Source organism: Actinoplanes italicus (assembly GCF_003001815.1).
Taxonomy (GTDB): Bacteria; Actinomycetota; Actinomycetes; order Mycobacteriales; family Micromonosporaceae; genus Actinoplanes; species Actinoplanes italicus.
Genome location: NZ_PVMZ01000009.1, coordinates 212,989 through 236,087, shown reverse-complemented (window position 1 = coordinate 236,087; position 23,099 = coordinate 212,989). Strand labels below are relative to the sequence as shown.

The window sequence follows — 23,099 nt, the reverse complement described above, 5'->3', positions numbered from 1 at the left end:
TAACGCTTCAGGTGGCCGGGCTACGGCAGGCGGGCGAGCCGCGAAACGGCAGGACGACGCCAACGGGTCAGCGGCGGATCTTCAGGTCGAGCCAGACCAGGCGATGGTCGGAGGTCGGGAAGCCGTTGACCGGCGCCCATTCCGCCCCGTACACACCGCTCAACCGCGACAGCGGGTCGGCCCGCACCGGCCAGAACACGCCTCCCCCGCGAACCTTGAGCCCCGCCCGCGGCAGCACATAGTCGGCCCGCAGGTTCCCCGGCGCGGTGTCGGAGAAGTCGGCGGTGTCATGAGCCGGGTCACCGGTGTGGGTCAGGTTGGCGCCGCCCTGCAGTGTGGCCGCCTCGGCGGCACCGGCGCTGGCCGGCGCGAGCCGGCTGTTGATCAGACGGTGGTCGAGCAGCTGCTCGACGGCGTCACCGGTGGAGTCGCCGTCGTCGGGGTCGGCGTTCTGGTCACCGGCGATCACGAAGTCCGCACCGGGGCGCAGGCCACCACGACGCCCGCGGTCGTCGTAGATGTACGAGGACGTACGCCCAGGGGTGATGTAGTCGGCCCAGAACCGGATCTCGTCGTGGTTGCGGCGCCCGTTGCGGTCCTCGGGCCCGTCGAAGGTGGGCGGCGTCGGGTGCGAGGTGAGGAAGTGCACCGTCTTGCGGCCGACGCGGATCGGCACGTCCCAGTGGCTCTTCGACGACAGGCGAAGGACCGCCTGCTCCTCGGCCGAGTAGAAGTCGGCGGGGAGCAGGCTGCCGGGCATGTCCTTCCACTTGAAGTGCTGGAAGGTGCGGATCGCAGAAAAGTCGATCGGGTACTTCGAGTACACGACCATGCCGTACTGGCCGGGGAAGAGACCGAAGCCGTACGAGTCGTCGCCGTACGAGCCGTCGCCTGGTGTGGTGTCGATGACGCCGTTGTTGTTGAGGTCGAAGCCGGAGGCGATGCCGGTGTTCGACGGGGCGACGTAGCGGTACCGGTACCGCTGGGCGGGCGCGCCGTTCTGGGAGACGGCGAGGAAGTTCTCGGCGAAGAGCCGGGCGGCCTCGGGGTCGTAGTCGAACTCGTTGACCAGCACGACGTCGGGCGCGGCCCGCTGGATCACCTCGGCCACGTTGCGGGCCTGGCGGCGGTAGACGTCGTCGACGGCCGGGTCGGCCAGGTGCTCGCGGAGCAGGCCCTGGGTGGGCCGGTTGAGGGACAGGTTGTATGTCGCGAAACGCACCTCGGAGGAACCCGCGTGGGCGGGCGCCGGGACGGCTGTCAGGGCCGCGCCGAGGAGTGCGGTGAAGAGAACACGCTTCATCTCTGAAGTGAGTACCGGTCGTCCACGCTGGACGCAATGGCGTTCACCGAGCCGCCATCGACAATTCTCACCACACGAGCGTTCCCGCGGTGAGAACGGCGGCGGCGAGCGGCAGCGCGACTCGCAGCGCACCGTCCTGGCAGAGCAGGCGCAGGCCGGCGACGATCGTCATGAGCATGACGAGACCGATGGCCGCGGCGACGCCGAGCGGCGGCACGACCAGGCCGGCCGCGATCCCGAGACCACCGATGATCATCAGGGCGGAGGTCTTGCGGTACTCGGAGAGGGAGACGCCGAAGTGGTACGCCGAGGCGCGCTGCTCCTCCGGCGAGGCGGTGAGCCGGGCGATGCCCTGGACGCCGAAGAAGACGATGACGATGACGGCCAGCGCGGTGTTCACCCGAGCAGGCTAGTTTTCGTGCTCACCGCTGTGCAACATCTTGTGAGGCAGCACGCTTGACCGCCTCCTCAGCGAGAGCCGACGGCAGGCCGGCGGCGACGAGCACGGCGACCGCGGCCCGGGTGCCGTCGTCGGTCCACAGCTCGTCGTTGACCGCCTGCATCATGGCCAGGTTCATCGCCTGCAGGGCCGAGCTCAGCACCGGCAGCGGCAGGTGCGTGGCGAACCGCCCGCTCGCCCGCGCGCGTTCCAGCAGCCCGTAGCTCTGCGCCGCGATCGGCAGCAGCAGCTCCCGGATCCCGGCCATGCCCAGGTTGCTCTCGGCCAGGGAGATCAGCAGGCGATACTCCTCGCCCGCGGTCCACAGCGTGCGCACGAAGTCGGCCATGGCGACTTCCGGATCAAGAGCATCCCGGTCGGTACGGCTGAGCGCGTCCAGCAGATCCCCGGAGCACCTGTCGGCGAGCCCGGCGAGCAACTCGTCCCGGTTCGGGAAGTGGGCGTAGACCGTGCGCCGGACCACCCCGGCGGCCTGCGCCAGGTCGTCCATGCTGGCGGCCGGCTGGCGGGCGAGCAGGGTCCGCGCCGCCCGCAGGATGCGGTCCCGGTTCTCCTCGGCGTCGCGGCGCCGCCCGCGGGTGGTCATTCAGCGGTCTTCTTCCCGGAGCGCCGCTTGTCGCGGATCCAGATGATGGCCTGTTTACCGTCGGCGGAGTCGCGCCGGTCGATGTCGAACAGCCCGATGGCGGTGATGAGGCCGCCCAGTTTCGGGTATCCGTAGCTGCGCGGGTCGAAGTCGGAGCGCTGCTTGGTGACGATGTGCCCGACGGCGGCGAGCGGAGCCCATCCGTCGTCGCCGGAGGCGGCCTCGACCGCGGAGCGGATCAGGTTCATCAGACTGGTGTCGCCGCGCAGATGGGCACTGGCCAGCACCGGACTCGGCTCGGGGATCCGGACGGACTCCGGCTCGGCGAGGTTCTCGGTGTACAGGTTCTCGGTGTAGATGAACTTGTCACAGGCGGCCACGAACGGTTTCGGGGTCTTGCGTTCACCGAAGCCGTAGACCGTCAGCCCGGACTCGCGGATCCGGGAGGCGAGCCGGGTGAAGTCGCTGTCACTGGAGACGATGCAGAACCCGTCGAAGCGGCCGGTGTAGAGCAGGTCCATGGCATCGATGATCATGGCGGCGTCGGTGGCGTTCTTGCCGACCGTGTAGGCGAACTGCTGGATCGGCTGGATCGACTGGGCCAGCAACTGATCCTTCCAGCTGCGCAGACTGGTCCCGGTCCAGTCGCCGTAGGCGCGCTTGACGTGCGCCGTCCCGTACTTCGCCACCTCGGCGAGCAGCCCGTCGACGATCGACGCCTGCGCGTTGTCCGCGTCGATCAGCACGGCCAGCCTGACCGAGTTCTCACTCACCGCCGCCACCGGTGTCCCCCTGCCCTGCCGAACCGACCTTGCCGAATCTTCGAGAATAGGGCTACCCAGGCCGGACGCGCCTGTCGCCACCGATACATAGATGAGTCTCGAATACGGACGCTTCGGGCGGTAGCGTAGGTAAATGGCACTGTGGTCCACCCGTAGCCTGCGAGCCCTGCTGACCGACGCGGGGCCGGACGGCCGGGCCGCGGCACTCACCGACCTGAAGATCGCGATCGCCGGACGGGAGGCCCGGCTGAACCCGGCGCTCGCACCGGCCGACGCGGAGATCGCCCGGATCGCCACTCTGCTTCTCGACGATCTCGCCGAGCCGCACCTGCTGCAACTGCGCGCGGTGGACCGCCCGGACGCCACCCGTCTCACCTCGACCGCGGCCGGTCGGCAGCTGCGCGACACGCAGCTGCGGCACGCCGAGCGGATGCGCCGCCACGCCCTCGGCGTGCTCTGCGCCGAACCGCCGGCCGTCACCGGTTCCACCCACGTCCGCTACCTGACGACCGCCGCCGGGATGCTCGCGTTCGGCGACTACTACGAGCTGATCGCGCTGATCGTGACGTTCCCGTTCGACGGGCCCGGTGACCCGAGGGCGGCCCGGGGCGCGCGGGAGATGGCCATGGCGAGTCACGCCACCTCGGCCACCCGGATGCTCTTCGAAGTGGACCTGGTGGCACCGGCGCTGGACGTCACCTACCAGAGCATGTGGGTACGGATGATGTCCGACGCCCGCGAGCAGGAGCTGTGCCCGGCGATCCGGCAGTGGCGACAGTGGGCCGGTCTCGACCACTAGCGCATGTATCGACGTGGGAACAAAGTCTTGACGCCACTGCTGTGAGCGCTAACACTCTGGCAACACCCCCGTTACGCGCCCGTCGATTGGGGACGGTGGGGCGCGGCTGTTCCAGCAGGGAGACAAATGCAGATAAGCAGGCGCTTCGCGCGCCGTACTAAATTGTTAGCGCCCTTCACTGTTTTGGCCGTGCTCAGTGGCGTGCTCGCCGCGCCGACCGCCGCGGCCGCCGCCGACGGCCTCGTCCTCTGGTACAGGCTGGACGAGGCGAGCGGCGCGGTCGCGACCGACTCGTCCGGCAACGGCCGCGACGGCGCCGTGGTCGGCACCGCGGGCTGGTCCGGGACGCAGGGCCTCGAGCTCAACGGCACCGACACGTACATCAAGGCCCCGAACGATCTTCTGAAGACACTGGACTCGATCAGCGTCTCGTTCGACGTGAAGATCGACCCGTCCCAGGCGACGCCGTACTTCCTCTACGGCCTCGGCAACACCGAGACGGCGACCGGGTACGGCAACGGCTACCTGATGGCGACCGGCAACGCGTACCGGAGCGCGATCTCGCCGGTGAACTGGACCGGCGAGCAGAACACCCGGCCCGCCGACGGTCACAACCTGGTCCGCGGCGCGTGGAAGACGGTCACCTACACGCAGACCGGCACGACCGGCACGCTCTACGAGGACGGCGTCGCGGTCGCGACCAACACCTCGATCAGCGTCCTGCCGAGCGCGATCGGCGGCGGCACCACGACCGCGAACTACTTCGGCAAGTCCAACTACAACGGCGACCGGCTGCTCAAGGGCCGGCTGCGCGACGTCCGCGTCTACGACCGGGCGCTGGCTCCGGCGGAGGTGGAGACTCTGGCCGCACCCGCGAACGCCGAGTCGGTCACGGCCGACGCCGCGGCACTGGACCTAGGCGACACGAGCGGTCTCACCGCTGATCTGAATCTGCCGGCGACCGCCCCGTACGGCTCCAAGATCACCTGGAGCTCCGGCGACAGTGACGTGATCAGCGACGCCGGGAAGATCTTCCGCCCGGCCGCCGGCGAGCCGGACGCGCACGCCACACTCACCGCGACGCTGCGCCGCGGCGCCTCGCAGGGCACCAAGACCTTCCAGGTCACCGTCAAGGCCGCACTCGACGACGCGGCCAACGCGGAGGCAGCGGTCAAGGCTCTGAAGATCCACAACCTTGATGACGTACGCGGAAACGTGTCCCTCCCCGCGACGGCAACGTGGGTGTCCAGTGACCCGGCGACGATCTCGGCCAGCGGCGAGGTACACCGCCCCGCGACCGGGCAGCCGTCGAAAACGGTCACGCTGACGGCGACCGTCACCTACGGCACGGCCACCGCGACCCGCGACTTCACCGCCACGGTGCCCGCCCTGCCGAAGCCGGAGCCCTACGAGGGTTACCTGTTCAGCTACTTCACCGGCGAGGGCTACTCCAACGGCGAGCAGGTCTACAACGCGCTCAGCAACGGCAACAACCCGCTGAGCTGGCGTGAGATCAACAACGGCAACCCGGTGCTGACCTCGACACTCGGCACCCAGGGCCTGCGCGACCCGTTCATCATCCGCTCACCGGAGGGCGACAAGTTCTACCAGATCGCCACCGACCTCAAGATCTATGGCAACGGTGACTGGGACGCGTCGCAGCGCACCGGCAGCAAGTCGATCATGGTGTGGGAGTCGACCGACCTGGTCAACTGGACCGACCAGCGCCTCGTGAAGGTCTCCCCCGACACCGCCGGCAACACCTGGGCACCGGAGGCGTTCTACTCAAGGGAACTGGGCGCCTACGTGGTCTTCTGGGCGTCCAAGCTCTACGCCGAGAACGACCCGAACCACACCGGCAACACCTACAACAAGATGATGTACGCGACCACGCGTGACTTCCACACGTTCAGCGAGCCGCAGGTGTGGAAGGACCCCGGCTACTCGGTGATCGACTCGACGGTGATCGAGCACAACGGTGTCTATCACCGGATCACCAAGGACGAGCGGAACAACTCGTCGACCTCGCCGTGCAGCAAGTTCCTGATCCAGGAGAAGTCCACCGACCTGCTGAGCACGAACTGGGACTTCCAGGCCGAGTGCATCGGCCAGGGCGCACTCAGCCAGGGCGAAGGCCCTCTGGTGTTCAAGTCGAACACCGAGGAGAAGTGGTACCTCTACATCGACGAGTACGGCGGCCGGGGCTACGTCCCGTTCTCCACTACCGACCTGAACTCGGGCAAGTGGACGCCGGAACCCACGTACACCATGCCGTCGCGCCCGCGCCATGGCACGATCCTGCCGGTCACCAAAGCCGAGTACGACCGGATCTCGGCGAAGTACGAGGAGCCGCCGACCCCGTCGATCGGGCTGCGGCTGCGCTACCAGTTCGATGAGACGAGCGGCACGGTCGCCCGGGACACCTCCGGCAACGACTTCAACGGCACCTACGTACGCACTCCGGCGTGGGGCACCGGTGTCCAGGACGGCTCGTTCAAGATGTCCGGCGGCTCGACCTCGCCGTACGTGACGATCCCGAACGGCGTGCTCAAGGGCGCGAGCGCCGTGACGGTCTCGGTCTGGGCCAAGTGGACCGCGTCGACCACGATCAACCAGTGGATCTACGGTCTCGGGCCGGACAGCAACAAGTACCTGTTCACCGGGCCACGCAACGGCGGCAACGTGCTGTTCTCGGCGCTCACCACCGGGTCCTGGCAGGCCGAGAAGCAGCTGTCGCACAGCGCGGCGCTGCCCGGCGGCAGCTGGCAGCACATCGCCGTGACGGTCGACGGGTCGAACGCGGCCATGTATCTCAACGGCACGAAGGTCGCGGGTGCGACCGGGGTCACGGTCAAGCCGTCCGACCTCTACGACGCGTCGAAGAACTACAGCGGCTATGTCGGTCGTTCGCTCTACGCGGCGGACCCGTACTACGCCGGTGAGGTCGACGACTTCCGGATCTACGACACGGCGCTGTCCGCCTCGGAGATTCTGGAGCTCGCAGGGCGTACGACATCGATCGGAGGGGTTGATCTTCCGCAGTTGAAGGCCACCGCGATCGTCGACGACGCCACGTCGACGGTGAAATTGCCGGTCAAGCCCGGTACCGATGTCACGTCGCTGGCCCCGTCCTTCACCCTCGCCAAGGGAAGCACCATCTCCCCGGGCGCGCCGCAGGACTTCACGAAGCCGGTGACCTACACGGTGACCGCCGCCGACGGGACCACCCGCAAATGGACCGTTCAGGCGCTGGTCATGAAGTCGCCGATCCTGCCGGGACTGAACGCCGACCCGAACATCTCGGTCTTCGGTGACACGTTCTGGATCCACGCCACCACCGACGGGTTCGCCGGCTGGTCCGGAACCCAGTTCAAGGCGTGGTCGTCGAAGGACCTGGTCAACTGGACCGACCACGGGGTGATCCTCGACCTCGGGCCGGACGTGACGTGGGCCGACAACAGCGCGTGGGCACCGGCGATCGCGTCCCGTGGCGGAAAGTACTACTTCTACTTCTCGGGTGGCCTGGCCAGCGGCAACACGGCCAAGCACCTGGGCGTGGCGGTCGCCGACTCGCCGGCCGGGCCGTTCACCGACGCGCTCGGCAGGCCGCTGGTCGCGGGTGGCACCTACCCGGGTCAGATGATCGACCCGGCGGTGTTCACCGACGACGACGGGAAGTCCTACCTGTACTGGGGCAACGGCAACTCGTATCAGGTACCGCTCAACGACGACATGGTGTCGTTCGACCCCGCGCTGGTGAAGACGTACAAGCCCGCGAACTACAACGAGGGCAGCTTCGTCATCAAGCGGAACGGCGTCTACTACTTCATGTGGTCGGAGAACGACACCCGCAGCGCCGACTACCGGGTGGCGTACGCGACCGGCTCGTCGCCGCTCGGACCGTGGAGCGAGCGGGTCGGCGTGATCCTTTCGAAGGACACGTCGCTGGGCATTCTCGGCACCGGCCACCACTCGGTGGTCCGCGTTCCGGGGTCGGACTCCTGGTACACGGCCTACCACCGGTTCGCGATCCCGGGCGGTGACGGCACGCACCGGGAGACGACGATCGACCGGCTCGAGTTCGCGGCCGACGGGGCGATCAAGCCGGTCGTGCCCACGCTGGAGAGCATCGACCCGGTGACGGTAGCCGGTGCCGGGCCGGACACCGGCGGGCCCGAGGGCAGCGCCATCGCCCTGGCCGGCACGGTCTCCAACAACGCCAACCGGCCGGCCTGGACGGTCACCGGCACGGGCTGCGTGTTCGCCGATCCGCACGCCGCCGCGACTACGCTGACCTGCGCCGACAACGGCACCCACACGGTCACGCTCACCGCCGGGAGCAGCAGCGACACGGCGGTGATCACGGTGGTCAACGCCGCTCCGGTGGTCACGGTTCCGGCCGGGCGTCCGGCACCGGACGCCCCGGTCGCCGTCAAGACCGAGGTGGTCCGGAAGGTCACGGTCCGCGACGCGGGCGCCGACACCCTCAGCTGTACGGCTGCGTGGGGCGACGGATCCACGTCGGCCGGGACCGTCGCGGCCGGCGTGTGCACGGTGAAGCACAAGTACACGACTCCGGGCGTCTACCGGCCATCGGTCACGGTCAGCGACGACGACGGTTCCTCAAGCCCCGGGGTACTGCCGTTCACCGTCGTCCACCAGTCGAAGGCCGGCTACGTGGCGGGCAGCGGCTGGAGCTCGACGACCGACTTCGCGTTCCTGGCCCGGTCCGGCAAGAGCACCGGGAAGGCGTGGATCGGCACGCCGAAGGGTGTCGTCGAGTCGGCCGACCTGACGCCGCTGCTGGTCCTCGGGCCGGTGGCGTCGCTGCTCGGCAGCGCGACGATCGACGGGGTGTCCGGGTACCGGGTGCTGATCACGGTCGTCGACGGCCGTAAGGACCTGGTGTCGATCAAGGTCTGGCAGGCCCGTACCGGGAAGGTCGTCCACGAGGTGCACGACCTCAACCTGGACGGCGGCGGCATCGTCGTCTGACGCCATAGGAGCGGGCCGGGGATTCCCGGCCCGCTCCCGATTGACATCCATATCGTCAAATGTTTACGTAACCATTCCACCGGACCTAGGACTGCGATGAGAATTCGAGCACTCCTCACGGCCACGGCGCTGGCTGCCACGGCCCTGGCGGTACCCGCGCCGGCCACCGCCGCTCCCGTTGCCACGACGATCACCATCGATCCCAGCTACCACGGGGAGCGGTGGGAGGGCTGGGGCACCAGCCTCGCGTGGCTCGCCCACGCCACCGGCGGATACCCCGACGAGATCCGCAACAAGCTCGCAGACATGCTCTACGGCCCGGACGGGCTGAACCTCAACATCGCCCGCTACAACATCGGCGGCGGCAACGCGCCCACGGTCGGCTCCTACCTGCGACCCGGCGGTGACGTGCCGGGCTGGTGGAAGGCGCCGGCCACCTACACACCGGCCGACAAGGACTGGTGGGACCCGGACAACCCGCAGCACTGGAACTGGAACGCCGACGCGAACCAGCGCTGGTGGGTCGACAGGATCAAGAAACGCGTCGACCACTGGGAGACGTTCAGCAACTCGCCGCCCTGGTTCCAGACCGTCAGCGGGTACGTCAGCGGCGGCTTCGACCCGAACGCCGACCAGATCCGGACCGAGACGCTCGACGAGTTCTCGACCTACCTGCTCCGGGTCACCGAGTTCCTGGAGAAGAAGCACAAGATCAAGGTCGACACGATCGAGCCGCTCAACGAGCCGAACACCAACTACTGGCGTACCACCCTGGGCGCCGACGGCCGGCCCACCGGTGGCCGCCAGGAAGGGGCCCACGCCGGGCCCGCACTGCAGGCCCAGGTGCTCGAGTCGCTCCGCCGTATCGCGCCGTACCGGGGCATCGCCGCTCCGGACGAGACCAACCCGGGAACACTCGTCACCGACTGGTACGGCTACACACCGGCCGCCAAGGAGGCCGTCGACCGGATCAACGTGCACACGTACGGCACCGGCCAGCGGACCAGCGTCCGTGACATCGCCAAGGCCGAACAGAAGCCGCTCTGGATGAGCGAGGTCGAGGGCAGCTGGGGCAAGGACTTCACCAGCATGGACTCAGGCCTGGGCATGGCCCAGCGAATCATCGACGACCTGCGCGAACTGGAGCCCACCGCCTGGGTGCTGTGGCAGCCGGTCGAGGACGCCGAGAACATGGTCGCCGAGGGCAACCTTCAGTGGGGCGCCATCCACGTGCCCTTCGACTGCGGCCCGAACGACACGCTCGCCACCTGCCCGATCCGGACCAACACCAAGTTCGACACGATCCGGAACTTCACCCACTACATCCGGCCCGGTGACCACCTGGTGAAGGTGGACGGGACCCGCAGCGTCGCGGCGACCTCGGAGCGCGGCCTGACCGTGGTCCACTCCAACCCGGGCACGGCCGCGGAGAACGTGACCCTCGACCTGTCGAAGTTCGAGGTCGACGCGGACGCCAAGGTGACCCCGATCGTCACCAGCGCGAGCGGCAAGCTGGTCAAGGGCGCCACGGCGCGGGTCACCGGCAAGCGCGTCACCCTTGCCGTACCCGCCCAGTCCGTGACGACCTTCCTGGTCAGCGGGGTCCGCGACGACGGCGGGTCACACCTGCGAGAGGGCCGCACCTACCGGTTCGAAGGCGCCGCCAGCGGGCGGTCGCTGACGCCGTCCGGCACCGACGTCGTGATCCGCACCAACAGCACCACCGCCGCCGACCAGCTCTGGACCGTGCAGGAGAGCGCCGTCCACGAGCGCTACCAGCTGATCAATGCGGGCACCGGCCAGCGGCTGGCCGTCCGTGGCGGGCAACTGGTCACCGAGTCCGCCGGGGCCGTCGACGACGGTGCGCTGTGGCGCTTCTCGACCACCGGGGACGGCACTTACACCCTCATCAACGTGGGCGAACGACGGCTGCTCGACGTAGGCGGAGGGGCCACCGCCGACGGCACCCGGGTCGGCACATGGATGCCCAACTCCGGCGCGAACCAGCGGTGGACGCTCAAGGACGAGACGGTCGGGCGTACCGAGATCGCCCTCACCCACACCGTGCCCGGCCAGGCGCCGGTGCTGCCGGCGACGGTGACCGCCGTGCTGGCCGGCGGAGAGAACCGTGCCCTGCCGGTCACCTGGACCGTTCCGCCCGCGTCGCAGTGGAGCAAGCCGGGCACCGTGCTGGTGAACGGCACCGCCACCGACGCCCTCGGCAGGAAGGTCGAGGCCACCGCGAAGGTCACCGTGGACGTCTTCACCTCGACGGTGCCCGGCCGGGCCAAGGCCTGGACCGGTGGGCTCGCGTCGATGCCGGCCACCGTCACCGCCCTCGGCGAGAACGGCGGTACAGCGACCGTCCCGGTGGTGTGGACGGCCGCGACCTTCCCGGCGCCGGGTGTGACCGAAGTGGCCGGAACCGCCACGGTGGTACCCGGCCAGACGCTCCCGGCCATCGCCCGGGTGCAGGTCACACCACCGTCCGAAGGCCTGCAGAACGGGGTCTCGGTGACCGCGTCCTACACCGAGCCCGGCTACTCGACGGCCGGCCTCACCAACGGCAACCTCACCGACAAGGCCTGGTCCAACTGGAAGGGCTCGGGCCGCAACCCGGTCGAGACGCTCACCGCCACGCTGCCGGCGGGGGTGTCGCCGCACCGGGCGGTGCTGCACTTCTACCGGGACAACTCCTCCGGCGGCGGCATCGCCGCCACCGTCCAGGCCGGCACGCAGTCCGGCGGCGACTGCCAGGTCACCGGGTCGCCCGTCGTGGTCACCTCGACCGTCGCCGACATCCCGCTCAACCCGGGCACGAACCCGTTCTGCCTCCGGGTCACCCCCACGCCGGACGGATACCTGACCGTCTCGGAGCTTCAGGTGTACGTCGCGGCGCCCGGCCGTGGCTCCGACGCGTCGGTCACGTCGATCCTGGTCGACGGCGAGGCGATCCGGTCGTTCGACCCGGCGGTCAAATCCTGGCAGGTCGCGGTCGGTGACCCGGCCGCCGCCGAGGTGACGGCGGTGACCACCGACCCGTACGCCACGGTCGAGGTCACCGGTTCCGGCCGCACCCGGACCGTCGTCGCCATCAGCGAGGACGGCGCCACCCGGCAGACCTACGAGATCACGCTGACCCGCAAGCGCTGACCCGTGCGGGCGTCGGTCCTTCGGGACGGCGCCCGCACCCGGATACATCTACGATCGTCCACCATGCCGGAAATCGCCCCCACTCCCGCCGAGGCCACCGCCGTGACCATCTGGATGGTGGCGGTGATCGTTGCCCCGCTGGGTCTGACCGCCGGGCTCGCGCTCCTGCACCGCAGTCGCGGCCCGGCCGCCGTCACTCCCGTCCGGCGGCGGGCCGGTGGACTGTGGACGTTCGCGCTGCTCGGCATCGGGATGGTCGCCCTCGGCGGCCAGGTCGAGTTCCTCCAGACCGGCGAGAACCGCGAGATCACCCTGCTCGAGGTGCACGGCACCGGCGCACCCGTCTACTGGCTGGGCTACTCGCTCGGCGCGGGCCTGCTCACGATCCTCGTCCTGGCCCTGCTCCCCCGGCGCCACACGCTGCGGATCGTCCTCGGCGTGCCGGCTCTCGTGGCCGGCTCCCTGTTCATGGGCCTGCTGCTGATGCTCTACGCCCGGATCGACCAGCTCGACGCCCGCCACATGGCCGGGCTCCTGGCCGGCGCGAAGCCCACCGGTGAGCTCAGCGTGCCCGGCGACACGTGGCTCGTCGGCCCCGGCTGGCTCCTCGGCTTCCTCGGCACGTTCCTGCTCCTGCTGGTAGCGGCCCAGATCGTCGCCGAACGGTACGCCCTGCTCGTCCTCGGTGCCGTCGCCGTCGCGGCGGCCCTCGCGGCCACTCCCGCAACGCCGGACCTCAGCACGTTCTGGGTGGTCCGGAACAACGAACTCGAGCGGGTCGGTTACTCGCCGTTCGACCTCGGCGGGCCGGCCCTGCTGTGGCCGGTGGCGCTGATCCTGCCTGCCATCCTGCTGTGCGCCATCCCGTTCCTGCCACGCTGGTGGCGCGGGGCGGCCACGCTCGTCGCGGCGCTGGCGCCGGCCTGGATCGTCCTGGCCACCCAGGTCTCGTATGTGCACGCCAAGGCCGTACTGCCGGCGATGATGCGGGCCGAGGGCATCACCGTCAGCAAGGAGCGGGCGGTCTTCCTCACCTACCTGGCCATGTTCCTGGCTCTCGGGCTGCTCCCGGTCGCGGCCGTCCGCCTGTGGCGCGCCGCCCGGAGCGGCATGCCGCTGCCCTGGGCAGCGTCGCCGCTCGCGCCGTCCACCGCCGGTCCGCCTCCTGTCGCCGCTGCCCCGGCCCTCGCACCCGTTCCTGCGGCGGCGTCCGGCTCCATCCCGGCGCCCGGACCTGTCCCCGCATCGGCCGCGCCGATCCGTGTCCCGGCGGCGGTTCCCGGCGTGGGTGCGGTATCTTCTCCGCCGCTTTCCGCATCCACGGCGCCGCCTATGACCACATCCGGCCCGGCACTTCCGCCATCTGCCGCATCCGCTCCGGTGGCCTCTTCCACACCCGGCAAGATCACGGAACGGCTCGGACGGCCCTCGGCCCTGACCCGGGCGGCGGCCGTCGTGACGCTGGTGCTCGGCGCCGGCCTGCTCGGCGCCTTTCTTTGGCTGCTCGGGATCGGCATCACCGACGGTCCGCTCGCCGGCTACATCTTCTTCGGCGCGGTGCCGTTCCTGTTCGGCATGCTCCTCGTGACGGCCGCGCCGAAGCTATGGCGTGGCAGTAGCGCAGCCGCAGCCCGTGCCGCCGCCATCGTCAAGATCCCGTTCAGCCTGTTCGTCGGCGGCGTGGCCACGGTCGTCTTCTTGGACTCCGAGTACCGGATCCAGTTCCTGATCTACTTCAGCGCCGCAGCCGCAGTCCTCGGCGCGATCCTGGTGCTGCTCAACGTGGCCAAGGCACGGTTGCAGCGTTGAAGGCCCGCCATGCCACCCCCCAGACAGAACGTTCGTTCCAGCCCGGGGGCCGCCCACTCGTAGACAGAACGTTCATTCCACGCTGAAACACCCTCCACCCCACCTGCAGACAGAACATTCATCGCGTGCTGAAGCGCACCCATCCTCACGCTGGTAGACATAACGTTCGTTCCGCTCTGAAAGCCCACCTATCCCCACACCCGCTGACAGAACGTTCAGTCCACGCCAGAGGACTTGCCTGTGGAAAGAGCGTTCGTTTGTGGCGCATTGCCGGAGCCTGGAGGCTTCAGCTCCCCGAGCACCCACGGCTCCTGGAAACGGGATCTCGGCGAACGCGGCCCTCGCAGATCTTGTGAGGTTCCGCCCCGCAGGCAGCCGGAATCTCACAAGATCTGCGACAAGTGCAGCGTGCGATGCCCGCTCCACCTTCGTCTTCACAGACCTTGTGTGGTTGAGGTGGCCTGGGCGGCCAAAGCTCACAAGATCGGTGCGGCAGGCGCGGCGGGGACGCAGCTGAGCGGAACGACGACGCAGCAGAGACGAAACGGAGACGCAGCGTAGGCGCAGCGCAGACGCAGCGTAGGCGGATCGGAGGCGCGGCAAGGACGGAACGGAGGCGGAACGGAGGCGCGGCAAGGACGGAACGGAGGCGGAACGGAAACGCGGCGGGGATGGATCGGAGGCCCGGCGGGGACGGAACGGAGACGCGGCGAGGACGGAACGGAGGCCCGGCGGGGACGGAACGGAGACGCGGCGAGGACGGAACGGAGGCGGAACGAACGTTCTGTCCAGAGGTGGCGACAACGAGACCCACGGCGGGCGGACAACTATCAGTTCAGGCAGAGACAGAACGGGTGGCCCGCCGGGTCGAGGAAGACGCGGAACGACGTGCCCGGCTGCTCGGCGTGCTTGGTCGCCCCGAGGGCCACCACCGCCGCCTCCGCTACGTCGAGGTCGTCGACGACCACGTCCAGGTGCATCTGCTGGGGTACGTCCTGGGTCGGCCAGACCGGCGGCCGGTAACCCTCCACCTTCTGAAACGAGATGCACTGCCCGTAGTCGGCACGGATATCGATCCAGTCCTCGGAGGCGTCGACCTTCCAGTCGAGCATCTCGCTGTAGAACTTGGCGAGCACCGCCGGTTCGGGGCAGTCGAGAACGATGGTCGGGAAACGAGCGATAGCCATGACCGCGATGCTAGGAGCTATTCCGGACGATTACCGTCCGGTTCCATAACCATTCTGCGGAGCTACCAACGAGACGAGGGCAACAGCGGCGAGGGGCCAGAGTGCCCGCAGGGCAAGAGCGAAGCCGGGAGCGAAAGTGACCGCGGGGCGAGTGACCGCGGTGCGAGTGACCGCGGGGCGAGTGACCGCGGTGCGAGTGACCGCGGGGCGAGTGACCGCGGTGCGAGTGACCGCGGGGCGAGTGACCGCGGTGCGAGTGACCGCGGGGCGAGTGACCGCGGTGCGAGTGACCGCGGGGCGAGTGACCGCGGTGCGAGTGACCGCGGGGCGAGTGACCGCGGTGCGAGTGACCGCGGGGCGAGAGTGACGGCAGGGCGATGGCCGTCATGGCGCACAGTGCTGGTCGATGATCGGTTTCGGGCTTCGGCGCGGGTGGTTCATGAACCAGCCGGCCGGGCCGAGCGGCAGCATCATCCAGCACGAAGCGAGCCGGTACAGCAGCAGCACCGCACCGGCCGTCCACCACGGGTCGGCCCCGGCCAGGGTGCCGGCGACCCGTCCCGGATCGGGCAGGCGATTCCGTAACGCAACCACGGTCACGGCGGGTGACCAGCGCGAACAGCAGTACTCCGGGCCATCGCCGGCGCACTGGCGGGGCCGCACTGTCCACGGTCGACGTCACAGCTCACAGCCTGCCGACCGGAACCGGTCGCGTCGCCCTCCCAGCGCGGGCGTCCCGGCTACCACGGACGCGGCACTGATGCGTCACACTCGGGCGATGCGGCGTCCGCGTTCCCGTCCGGCGAAGTTCGCCGTCAGCTTCGGCCTTTTCCTGGTCGCCGCCGTGGTGGCCGCGGTCGCGCCGATCCTGCGATGGCCGTCGAACGTTCCGGACGTCGCCTGTTTCACCGCCATCGCGCTGTGCGCCTGGACCGTACGCCTGCGGTTCTGGTATGCCGTTCTCGGTGTTCTCACCGGCGCCCTGATGGTGTTCGTCGCCGCGGACGCCGGGACGGAGACGGCGCTCGCCTCTCATGGCCGGGAGACCACCGCGGTGGTCAGCGCCATCACCGAGGACGGCCGCCGCTACGAGTTCGTCGAGGTCGGCAGCCTGGACGAACTGGGGCGATGGGACGGCGCCGAGGGCGAGTTCGGGCCGGGCGAGCGACTGCAGGTGGTCGTCGATCCGGCGGGCCGGCTGGGTCCCGCCCCGTTCGACGACGTGGACGATTCCGTCGTCGAGTGGGGCGTCAGCGTGGCCCTCCTGGCGCTGACGGCGCTGTTCTGCTGGCCGGCGAGCGGCCGGTTGCGCCGAATCAAAGCCTCCGAACTGCCGGGTGCGGCGATTCAAAGCCGGCGAGCGGCCGGATGCGGCGAATCAAAGCCTCCGAACTGCCGGGTGCGGCGATTCAAAGCCGGCGAGCGGCCGGATGCGGCGATTCAAAGCCTCCGAACTGCCGGGTGCGGCGAATCAAGGCCGGTGAGCGGCCGGATGCCGAGCATCAAAGCCGGTGAGCACATCCGGTCCGCCGGTTATCACTCGTGACGGCCCGATTTCAGCCGGTGGCCATCGACACCGACCTTCTTCTACGGTGATCGGAGTTCCGCAATGGACAGGAGATCTCGTAGATGAGTCACGACGACGTGGCGCCAACCCGGCGCCGATCGCTCCGGGCCCTCGGCACGGCGGCCATCGCCACCGTGCTGACCGTCGCCCCGGCGACCGCCGCCACCGCGGGTGGTCACGGCCACGGCCATGGCGACCGGTGTGCCAAGCAGGCCAACGACACGTACGCCGAAGTTCTGAAGTGTGTGACGCTCGACGACGTTCTGGGGCACCTCAAGAACCTCCAGAAGATCGCCGACCGCAATAACGACCCCTACTACCCGGGCAGCCGCGCGGCCGGCACGAAGGGCTACGCGGACAGCGTCAAGTACGTGTCCGGCCTGCTCAAGAAGGCCGGCTACAGGGTCACGCTGGACCCGTTCGAGTTTCAGTTCGTCTTCCCGGCCGTGCTCGACCAGATCACGCCGGCCGCCGCGTCGTACGAGACCGGCGCCTTCACCAACAGCGCCCCCGGTGACGTGACCGGCAAGGTCGTCCCGGTCGACGTCAACCTGACCGGTGACCGGGCCAGCACGAGTGGCTGCGAGGCCGCGGACTTCACCGGCCTGGACTTCAGCGGCACCGCCGACATCGCCCTCGTCCAGCGCGGCAGCTGCGACTTCGTGATCAAGGCGCGCAACGCCCAGGCGGCCGGTGCCGAGGCCGTGGTGATCTTCAACCAGGGCAACGACCCGACCCGCGAGGCCCTGATCGTCGGCACCCTCGGCGACAACCCGGACGTCACGGTCCCGGTGGTCGGCGCGAGCTTCGCCGACGGTGCGGCCCTGGCCGCGGCCGGCTCGACCGCGCACGTGCGGATCCTGCCGTCGGAGACCCGGACCGACGTCAACGTGATCGCCGAGCTGCCCGGCAAGAACAGGAACAACGTCGTGATGGCCGGCTCCCACCTGGACAGCGTCACCGCCGGCGCGGGCATCAACGACAACGGCTCGGGTTCGGCCGCGATCCTGGAGACGGCGCTGACCCTGGCCAAGACCAAGCCGCAGAACACCATCCGGTTCGCCTGGTGGGGTGCTGAGGAGGAGGGTCTGCTCGGTTCGGCGGCGTACGTCGCGGAGCTGCCGCAGGCCGAGAGGGACCGGATCGCGCTCTACCTGAACTACGACATGGTCGGTTCGCCGAACTACATCTTCCAGGTGTACGACTCGGATCAGTCGTCGTTCCCGGCCCCGGTCGTGGTGCCGGAGGGCTCGACCGCGATCGAGGACCTCTTCGAGTCGTACTACACGTGGAAGAAGAAGCCGTACGACGACGCCGAGTACTCGGGCCGCAGCGACTACCAGGCGTTCATCGAGGCGGGCATCCCGGCCGGCGGCCTGTTCACCGGCGCCGAGGTCGTCAAGACCGAGCAGCAGGCGGCCATCTGGGGCGGCACCGCGGGCGAGTCGTTCGACCCGAACTACCACGAGGCCGGCGACGACATCACCAACCTGGACCTGAACGCGCTCGAGGTCAACAGCGACCTCATCGCGTTCGCCCAGCTCACCTACGCCTACTCGACCGAGTCGGTGAACGGTGTGAAGGGCAAGCCGGTCCCCGGCAAGCCGATCAGGCTGCCGGCCCCGGCCGGTCCGCAGGGCACCTTCAACACCGGTGACGGCGGCGACGAGCACATCCACCACCCGGAGTCCTAGGAAACAGCGCGACGGCCCGTCCCCTGGTCAGGGGGCGGGCCGTCGTCGTACCGGCGATCAGATGTCGCGTCCGCCGGGCTCCGGGGCCGCCGTCAGGTCCATCAGCTGCTGCTGGACGTGGTTGGTCAGCGCCTCCTGGTAGCTGCTGGCGAGCTGACCGAGCCGGTCGATCTCGTCCAGCGCCGTGGAGCGCTTCTCCACCAGGCTGTCCATCGCCTCGGTGTGGTTGCGCCGGGCGTCCGCCTCGATCGTCGCGGCCTTGATCTGGGCCTCGCTGACCAGCTGGTCGGACTTGTCGCGGGCGTTGGTGATCAGCGTCTCGGACTCACGCTGCGCGTCGCGCATGTGCTCGTCGGCGGTCCGCTGGGCCATCATCAGCACCCGCGAGTTGCGGTCGTCGTCGGCGCCGGACAGGGCCGGCATCGCACCGGAGGGCGGCTGGCTGCGGGCGCGCTCCAGTTGCGACTGGACGTTGCGGGCGTTCTGCTCGGCCCGGGCCCGGGCCTCCTGCAGGCGCTCCAGCTGGGCGGCCAGGTCCGCGAACTCGTTGTTGAGGACCATCGTCGCGGCCGGGTTGCCGCCGCCGGGGCCGCCACCACGCTGCAGGGTCTCCTTGAGCGCGCCGTTCTCCTCCAGGAGCCGGGTCAGCTCGGCCTCGACCTCGTCGAGGAACGCGTCGACCTCTTCCTCGTCGTACCCGCGCTTCCCTATCGGCGGCTTCTTGAACGCCACGTTGTGAATGTCTGCTGGAGTGAGCGGCATCGTGCTCCTCGGGTTCCCTCTGTTTGGGTCGTGCGGCGAGAAATCCTACGCAACGGCCCAGTGCCCTTGCCGTGGGCATGATCGAGCGGGCCTCCTACCCGCGCGAATCCGCCCGAGACTACCGGCGCCCGGAGCAACTCGCACGCCCCCGCCGTCCGCATCACACCTATACGCGGGATCTACCGTTCCGCGTACAGCGGGGAGGAAGGGCGCGTAGATTCCACAAGTCATGAAGGCGCAACGATTCGGCGTCGCTCTCCTGCTGGCGGTGTCCGGGCTGGTCCCGGTCGCCGCGGCACCGGCCGGCGCCGCTCCCGGTGACGGCCGGCAGTTCCGGCAGGGCTACAAGGACGGCTTCGACTCCGGTCTGGAGGCCGCCCGGACCGACTGTGCCAAACCGGTCCGGGCGCAGACCTTCGAGATCACCGACTACGTCCGCGGGTACATCCTCGGCTTCGGCCGTGGCTTCGACGCGGGCCGGCTGGACTACTGCGAGGCCGGCGACGAGGCCGAGCCGCCGGGCTAGCGCCAGAGGACGGCCACGGCGGCGTTCACCACGGTCAGCGTGATGATGCCGATGAAGTGGCCCTTGTTGACCTCTTCGCGCTTACGCGGGATGAAGACCATGATGAAGATCATCACGGCGATCAGCGCCTTGACGCCGAGCTTGATCGGGTCGGGCTCGTTGTCGCCGCCCCCGCGCAGTGGCGCGGCGAGCGCGATGCCGCTGGCGAGCTGGATGATCGAGCCCCAGAGGACCGGCGCGTTGATCCGGATCTTTCCGGACAGGAGCTGGGTGACGGCGCCGCCGAGCAGCAGGGCGAAACCGACCAGGTGAATGAGGAGAAGAATCAGCCGCAGTGCTTCCACGTGGGAGAGCTTGCCAGGGCGATCACTCGCGGACCATTTCGGGGGTACGCCGCGCGAGCACCGGTTCGGCCAGGAAGAGCAGCAGGGCCGCCACCGCCAGCAGCCCGCCGGCCAGCGCGGTGGCACGGGCGCCGGACGCCTCGACGACGGCCGCACCGAGCAGCGAGCCGGCCGCGATCCCGACGTTGAAGGCCACCGAGTTGCCGGCCGACGCCATGTCGGTGCTGCCCGGCGCCACCTCCATGACCCGGTTCTGCAGGGCCGGGGTGAGCGCGCCGATCGCGAACCCGGTGACGGCCAGCAGGACCGCGGTCATCGGCCGGGAGTCCGCGGTCACGTACATGGCCAGCAGCGACACGGCGAGCACGGCGACCGATCCGGTGACGGCGCCGCGCTGCCAGCGGTCGCTGGCGTAACCTCCGGCGGCGATGCCGGCGAAGTCGGCGACACCCCGCGCGAGCAGCAGCGGGGCCACCGCGGCCGCCGCGAAACCGGTCACCGCGGTCAAAAGGATCTCGGTGTACGTGAAAGCCGCGTACAGCCCGGCGACCGACAACGCGGTGACGGCGACGAGGATCGCGTACCGGCGGCCGTCCGGATTCGTGCCGGTGGCCGCGTGGGTGGTCGACACCTCGATCGCCGGCATGCCCGCGACCAGGGCCGCGAGCGCCGCCAGCGCGAGCGCGGCCAGGGCCAGGAAGGCGGCCCGCCAGCCGGACTGCTGGCCGATCCACGTGCCGGCCGGCACGCCCAGCATCGGGCCGAGCGAGGCGCCGGCGAAGACGACCGCGTTGACCCGGCCGCGGACCGTGACCTCGAACATGGCCGCCACCACGGGCGCCGCCACGGCCCAGTAGATCGCCTGGGACACGGCGGCGAGCAGGCGGGCGCCGAGCAGCACCGGGTAGGCGTGCGCGGCGGCGGAGAGCAGGTTCGCCACCACCAGGACGGCCAGCAGCACGATCAGCAGGCGGCGCCGCGGCACGTTGCGGGTGGCGTACGTCAGGGGGATCGTGATCACCGCGACCGTCACGGCGTACCCGGTGATCAGAAGCCCGACCGCCGGGGGTGAGACACCGAGGTCGTCCGCGATGAGCGTCAGGAGCCCGATGGGCATCGTCTCGGTGGCCACGTAGCAGAACGCCGCCGCGGCGAGCGCCAGCAGCGGCACGATCCGGCTCCCCATCGACACACAATATCGACCGAAATGTTTGTTCCGGTCGCAACGGGCCGTAGGTTGGTCAGCGTTCGCCGAACGGATTCGGACAGCGTGGGGGCTCACGGCAGTGCACGACAGCACCGAGGACGACCCGTCCGGCGTTCACACCGGCCGGCACCGCGCCGCACATCGCCGGCGGCGTCTCGCCGCCGCGGCGGCCGCCGCCACCCTCGCGATCATCACCGCGGTGTGGATCAACACCGGCGGCGAACCGGAAAGCAGCGCGAGCCCGGCGCCGAAGTCCCCGCTGTGGACCGGTGTCCCGTACGAGCATTGGTCCCTGTCGACGCCGGCGCCGTGGGCCGAACCGTCCGGCCCGCCGCCGGCGGTGCCGTCCGTCCCGGTGGCCGATCCCGGCACCGGCGGCACTCCGGCCCCGGACCGCACACCGACACCCGCCGCCAAGCCGGTGCTCCCGGCGGTGTCGCTGACCGCCGGCCCGATTCCGGCGTTCGTCAACCTGAGCGCCGAGGGCGCCCGGGACTGGGTGCACTGGGGACTGGGCAGCGCCACCGCGGTGAACCGCCGCCCCGGCGCGGGCCGGATCGAGGATCTCGGCGGCACCCCGCGCGGCCGCTACGACAACAACCCGCAGCTCTACTCCTGGACCGGCGGCACACCGACCGCCACGGCCAGCCGCACTCCGACCGGTGTCTACACCTGCGGCCAGGGCGGCACCATCATCCTGCGTGCTCCGGCCGGTCCGGCCACCCGGACGCTGCGCGTCTACGCCGGCGTCTGGATGGCCACCGGCCGCCTGACCGTCACGGTCGGCAACGCCTCGGCCTCCGGCACCCTGGAGAACCGCGACACCATCAGCACGAATCGCTTCGAGATCCGTTACCGCGCCCCGGCCGGCAGCAAGCTGACCGTGACCTGGACGGCGACCGCCGTCCACCACCCCACCTGCGGCAACATCGACCTCCAGGCCGCAACCCTCAGCTGACATCCGCCAGCCGTCCCACAGAACCGGAATCCGGCCGCCGGAACCTGCCTCGGGTACGGCCGGCGGGTTGACGGCCGCTCATTCCGTGGGCAGGAACAGGGTCTTTCCGGGGAGGCGCCCGGCCTCGGCCTCGGCGTGGACGACCGGCAGGTCGGCCAGGGGACGGCGGGCCGCGATGTCGATGCGGATCGTGCCGGCGGCCACCAGGTCGAGCATGGCCGCGAGGTCCGCGATGTCGTTGCGGACGATGAAGTGCACTCCGCCGGGCGGAAGGCGGTCGGCCGGGGTGGTCGCGGAGACCAGGATGCCGCCGGGACGCAGCAGGGCGGTGTGCTCCGGGCCGGCCGGGACGAGGTGGATCAGCGCGTCGACCGGTTCGAGGTGCTCGGCGATCGTCCCGGCCGTCAGCACCTCGCCGGCTCCGGCGTCGCGGGCGGCGGCCAGACTGCGCGGCGTGGCGACGGCGATGACGTGGGCGCCCGCGTGCCGCGCGAGCTGGATGGCGAAGCGGCCGATCGCGCCGACGCCGTTGATCAGCACCCGGTCACCGGCGGTCACCTTTGCATGCTCGAACACGGCCTGCCAGGCGGTGAGACCGGCGATCGGCAGGGCCGCCGCGTCCTCCAGCGGGACACCCTCCGGCACGCGGACCAGCATGTTCTCCGGTGCCACGGCGTACTCGGCGGCGGCACCTCCGTCGAGGCGGGCGATCACCCGATCACCGGTGCGGTCACCGTCGGCGATGGTTCCGGCCACATCGAGACCCATGGTGTACGGCAGATCGAGCGGCACGATCGACCGCAGCAACCCCTGCCGCAACCCGGCCTCGGACGGGTTGAACGTGGTCGCGGCGACCCGGAGCAGAACCTCACCGGCACCGGGTACGGGCCGCGGGATCCGGTCGAGGTGGATCACGGCCGGTTCCCCGTACCCATGCATGCGCATTGCTCTCATGAACGAACCGTAA

At 69.8% G+C, this 23,099-nt stretch carries 18 protein-coding genes; 8 read left to right on the top strand and 10 right to left on the bottom strand.

Going from position 1 to position 23,099, the window contains the following annotated elements; all coding sequences use genetic code 11:
• Nucleotides 1-67 precede the first annotated feature (67 nt).
• The 4 genes from CLV67_RS23050 to CLV67_RS23035 form a co-directional block, all read right to left on the bottom strand.
• On the bottom strand, nt 68-1,303 hold the full coding sequence (locus CLV67_RS23050) for an endonuclease/exonuclease/phosphatase family protein (RefSeq protein WP_106321704.1): 1,236 nt from the start codon (nt 1,301-1,303) through the stop codon (nt 68-70).
• Nucleotides 1,304-1,370: 67 nt separating this feature from the next.
• Nucleotides 1,371-1,703: a DoxX family protein gene (locus tag CLV67_RS23045; protein ID WP_106321702.1), complete on the bottom strand. Its 333-nt coding sequence runs from the start codon at nt 1,701-1,703 to the stop codon at nt 1,371-1,373.
• Between the two features lie 22 nt (nt 1,704-1,725).
• Complete coding sequence (locus tag CLV67_RS23040) at nt 1,726-2,349, bottom strand: TetR/AcrR family transcriptional regulator (protein WP_106321700.1); 624 nt, start codon at nt 2,347-2,349, stop codon at nt 1,726-1,728.
• Nucleotides 2,346-3,122 (bottom strand): NYN domain-containing protein, encoded by a 777-nt coding sequence (locus tag CLV67_RS23035; RefSeq protein ID WP_203737200.1) that lies wholly within the window; start codon nt 3,120-3,122, stop codon nt 2,346-2,348. Before CLV67_RS23035 ends, CLV67_RS23040 begins: the two co-directional genes overlap by 4 nt.
• A 142-nt stretch (nt 3,123-3,264) precedes the next feature.
• Between CLV67_RS23035 and CLV67_RS23030 the strand changes: the two genes are divergently transcribed.
• The 4 genes from CLV67_RS23030 to CLV67_RS23015 all read left to right on the top strand — a co-directional run bounded on the left by CLV67_RS23030 (nt 3,265) and on the right by CLV67_RS23015 (nt 13,887).
• Nucleotides 3,265-3,930 (top strand): hypothetical protein, encoded by a 666-nt coding sequence (locus CLV67_RS23030; protein ID WP_106321696.1) that lies wholly within the window; start codon nt 3,265-3,267, stop codon nt 3,928-3,930.
• A gap of 189 nt (nt 3,931-4,119) precedes the next feature.
• The gene (locus tag CLV67_RS23025; RefSeq protein WP_203737198.1) at nt 4,120-8,925 is read left to right on the top strand and encodes a family 43 glycosylhydrolase; all 4,806 of its coding nucleotides are present in this window, start codon (nt 4,120-4,122) and stop codon (nt 8,923-8,925) included.
• Between the two features lie 96 nt (nt 8,926-9,021).
• A complete protein-coding gene (locus tag CLV67_RS23020; RefSeq protein WP_106321692.1) occupies nt 9,022-12,078 on the top strand; it encodes an RICIN domain-containing protein in 3,057 nt (1,018 codons plus the stop codon).
• 63 nt (nt 12,079-12,141) lie between these two features.
• The gene (locus CLV67_RS23015) at nt 12,142-13,887 is read left to right on the top strand and encodes a hypothetical protein (protein WP_106321690.1); all 1,746 of its coding nucleotides are present in this window, start codon (nt 12,142-12,144) and stop codon (nt 13,885-13,887) included.
• 830 nt (nt 13,888-14,717) lie between these two features.
• Here CLV67_RS23015 and CLV67_RS23010 read toward each other — a convergent pair.
• Entirely contained in the window at nt 14,718-15,074 is a 357-nt protein-coding gene (locus tag CLV67_RS23010) for a VOC family protein (protein WP_106321688.1), read from the bottom strand.
• Nucleotides 15,075-15,458: 384 nt separating this feature from the next.
• On the bottom strand, nt 15,459-15,674 hold the full coding sequence (locus CLV67_RS23000; RefSeq protein WP_106321686.1) for a hypothetical protein: 216 nt from the start codon (nt 15,672-15,674) through the stop codon (nt 15,459-15,461).
• Nucleotides 15,675-15,852: 178 nt separating this feature from the next.
• Between CLV67_RS23000 and CLV67_RS22995 the strand changes: the two genes are divergently transcribed.
• Together CLV67_RS22995 and CLV67_RS22990 are read left to right on the top strand one after the other, a co-directional pair.
• Nucleotides 15,853-16,620, top strand: coding sequence for a hypothetical protein (locus CLV67_RS22995; protein ID WP_106321684.1), 768 nt, complete (start codon nt 15,853-15,855; stop codon nt 16,618-16,620).
• Between the two features lie 83 nt (nt 16,621-16,703).
• Nucleotides 16,704-18,335: a M28 family metallopeptidase gene (locus tag CLV67_RS22990; RefSeq protein ID WP_106321681.1), complete on the top strand. Its 1,632-nt coding sequence runs from the start codon at nt 16,704-16,706 to the stop codon at nt 18,333-18,335.
• A gap of 57 nt (nt 18,336-18,392) precedes the next feature.
• Here CLV67_RS22990 and CLV67_RS22985 read toward each other — a convergent pair whose 3' ends face one another.
• The gene (locus tag CLV67_RS22985; protein ID WP_106321679.1) at nt 18,393-19,097 is read right to left on the bottom strand and encodes a DivIVA domain-containing protein; all 705 of its coding nucleotides are present in this window, start codon (nt 19,095-19,097) and stop codon (nt 18,393-18,395) included.
• A gap of 229 nt (nt 19,098-19,326) precedes the next feature.
• Between CLV67_RS22985 and CLV67_RS22980 the strand changes: the two genes are divergently transcribed.
• Entirely contained in the window at nt 19,327-19,623 is a 297-nt protein-coding gene (locus CLV67_RS22980) for a hypothetical protein (protein ID WP_106321677.1), read from the top strand.
• On the opposite strand, the gene CLV67_RS22975 is transcribed toward CLV67_RS22980, so the two are convergent.
• Nucleotides 19,620-19,967 carry a hypothetical protein gene (locus CLV67_RS22975; protein WP_106321675.1) on the bottom strand — a complete coding sequence of 116 codons (348 nt, stop codon included), beginning with the start codon at nt 19,965-19,967 and terminating at the stop codon, nt 19,620-19,622. The two genes, CLV67_RS22980 and CLV67_RS22975, sit on opposite strands and share 4 nt — an antisense overlap.
• A 22-nt stretch (nt 19,968-19,989) precedes the next feature.
• Nucleotides 19,990-21,153, bottom strand: a complete 1,164-nt coding sequence (locus CLV67_RS22970) for an MFS transporter (protein WP_106321673.1) — start codon at nt 21,151-21,153, stop codon at nt 19,990-19,992.
• 100 nt (nt 21,154-21,253) lie between these two features.
• Here CLV67_RS22970 and CLV67_RS22965 point away from each other — a divergent pair, with 100 nt between their 5' ends.
• Nucleotides 21,254-22,132 carry a hypothetical protein gene (locus CLV67_RS22965; protein ID WP_106321671.1) on the top strand — a complete coding sequence of 293 codons (879 nt, stop codon included), beginning with the start codon at nt 21,254-21,256 and terminating at the stop codon, nt 22,130-22,132.
• A gap of 78 nt (nt 22,133-22,210) precedes the next feature.
• Here the strand turns inward: CLV67_RS22965 and CLV67_RS22960 are convergent, their stop codons facing one another.
• On the bottom strand, nt 22,211-23,086 hold the full coding sequence (locus CLV67_RS22960; RefSeq protein ID WP_106321669.1) for an NADP-dependent oxidoreductase: 876 nt from the start codon (nt 23,084-23,086) through the stop codon (nt 22,211-22,213).
• Nucleotides 23,087-23,099: the final 13 nt, after the last annotated feature.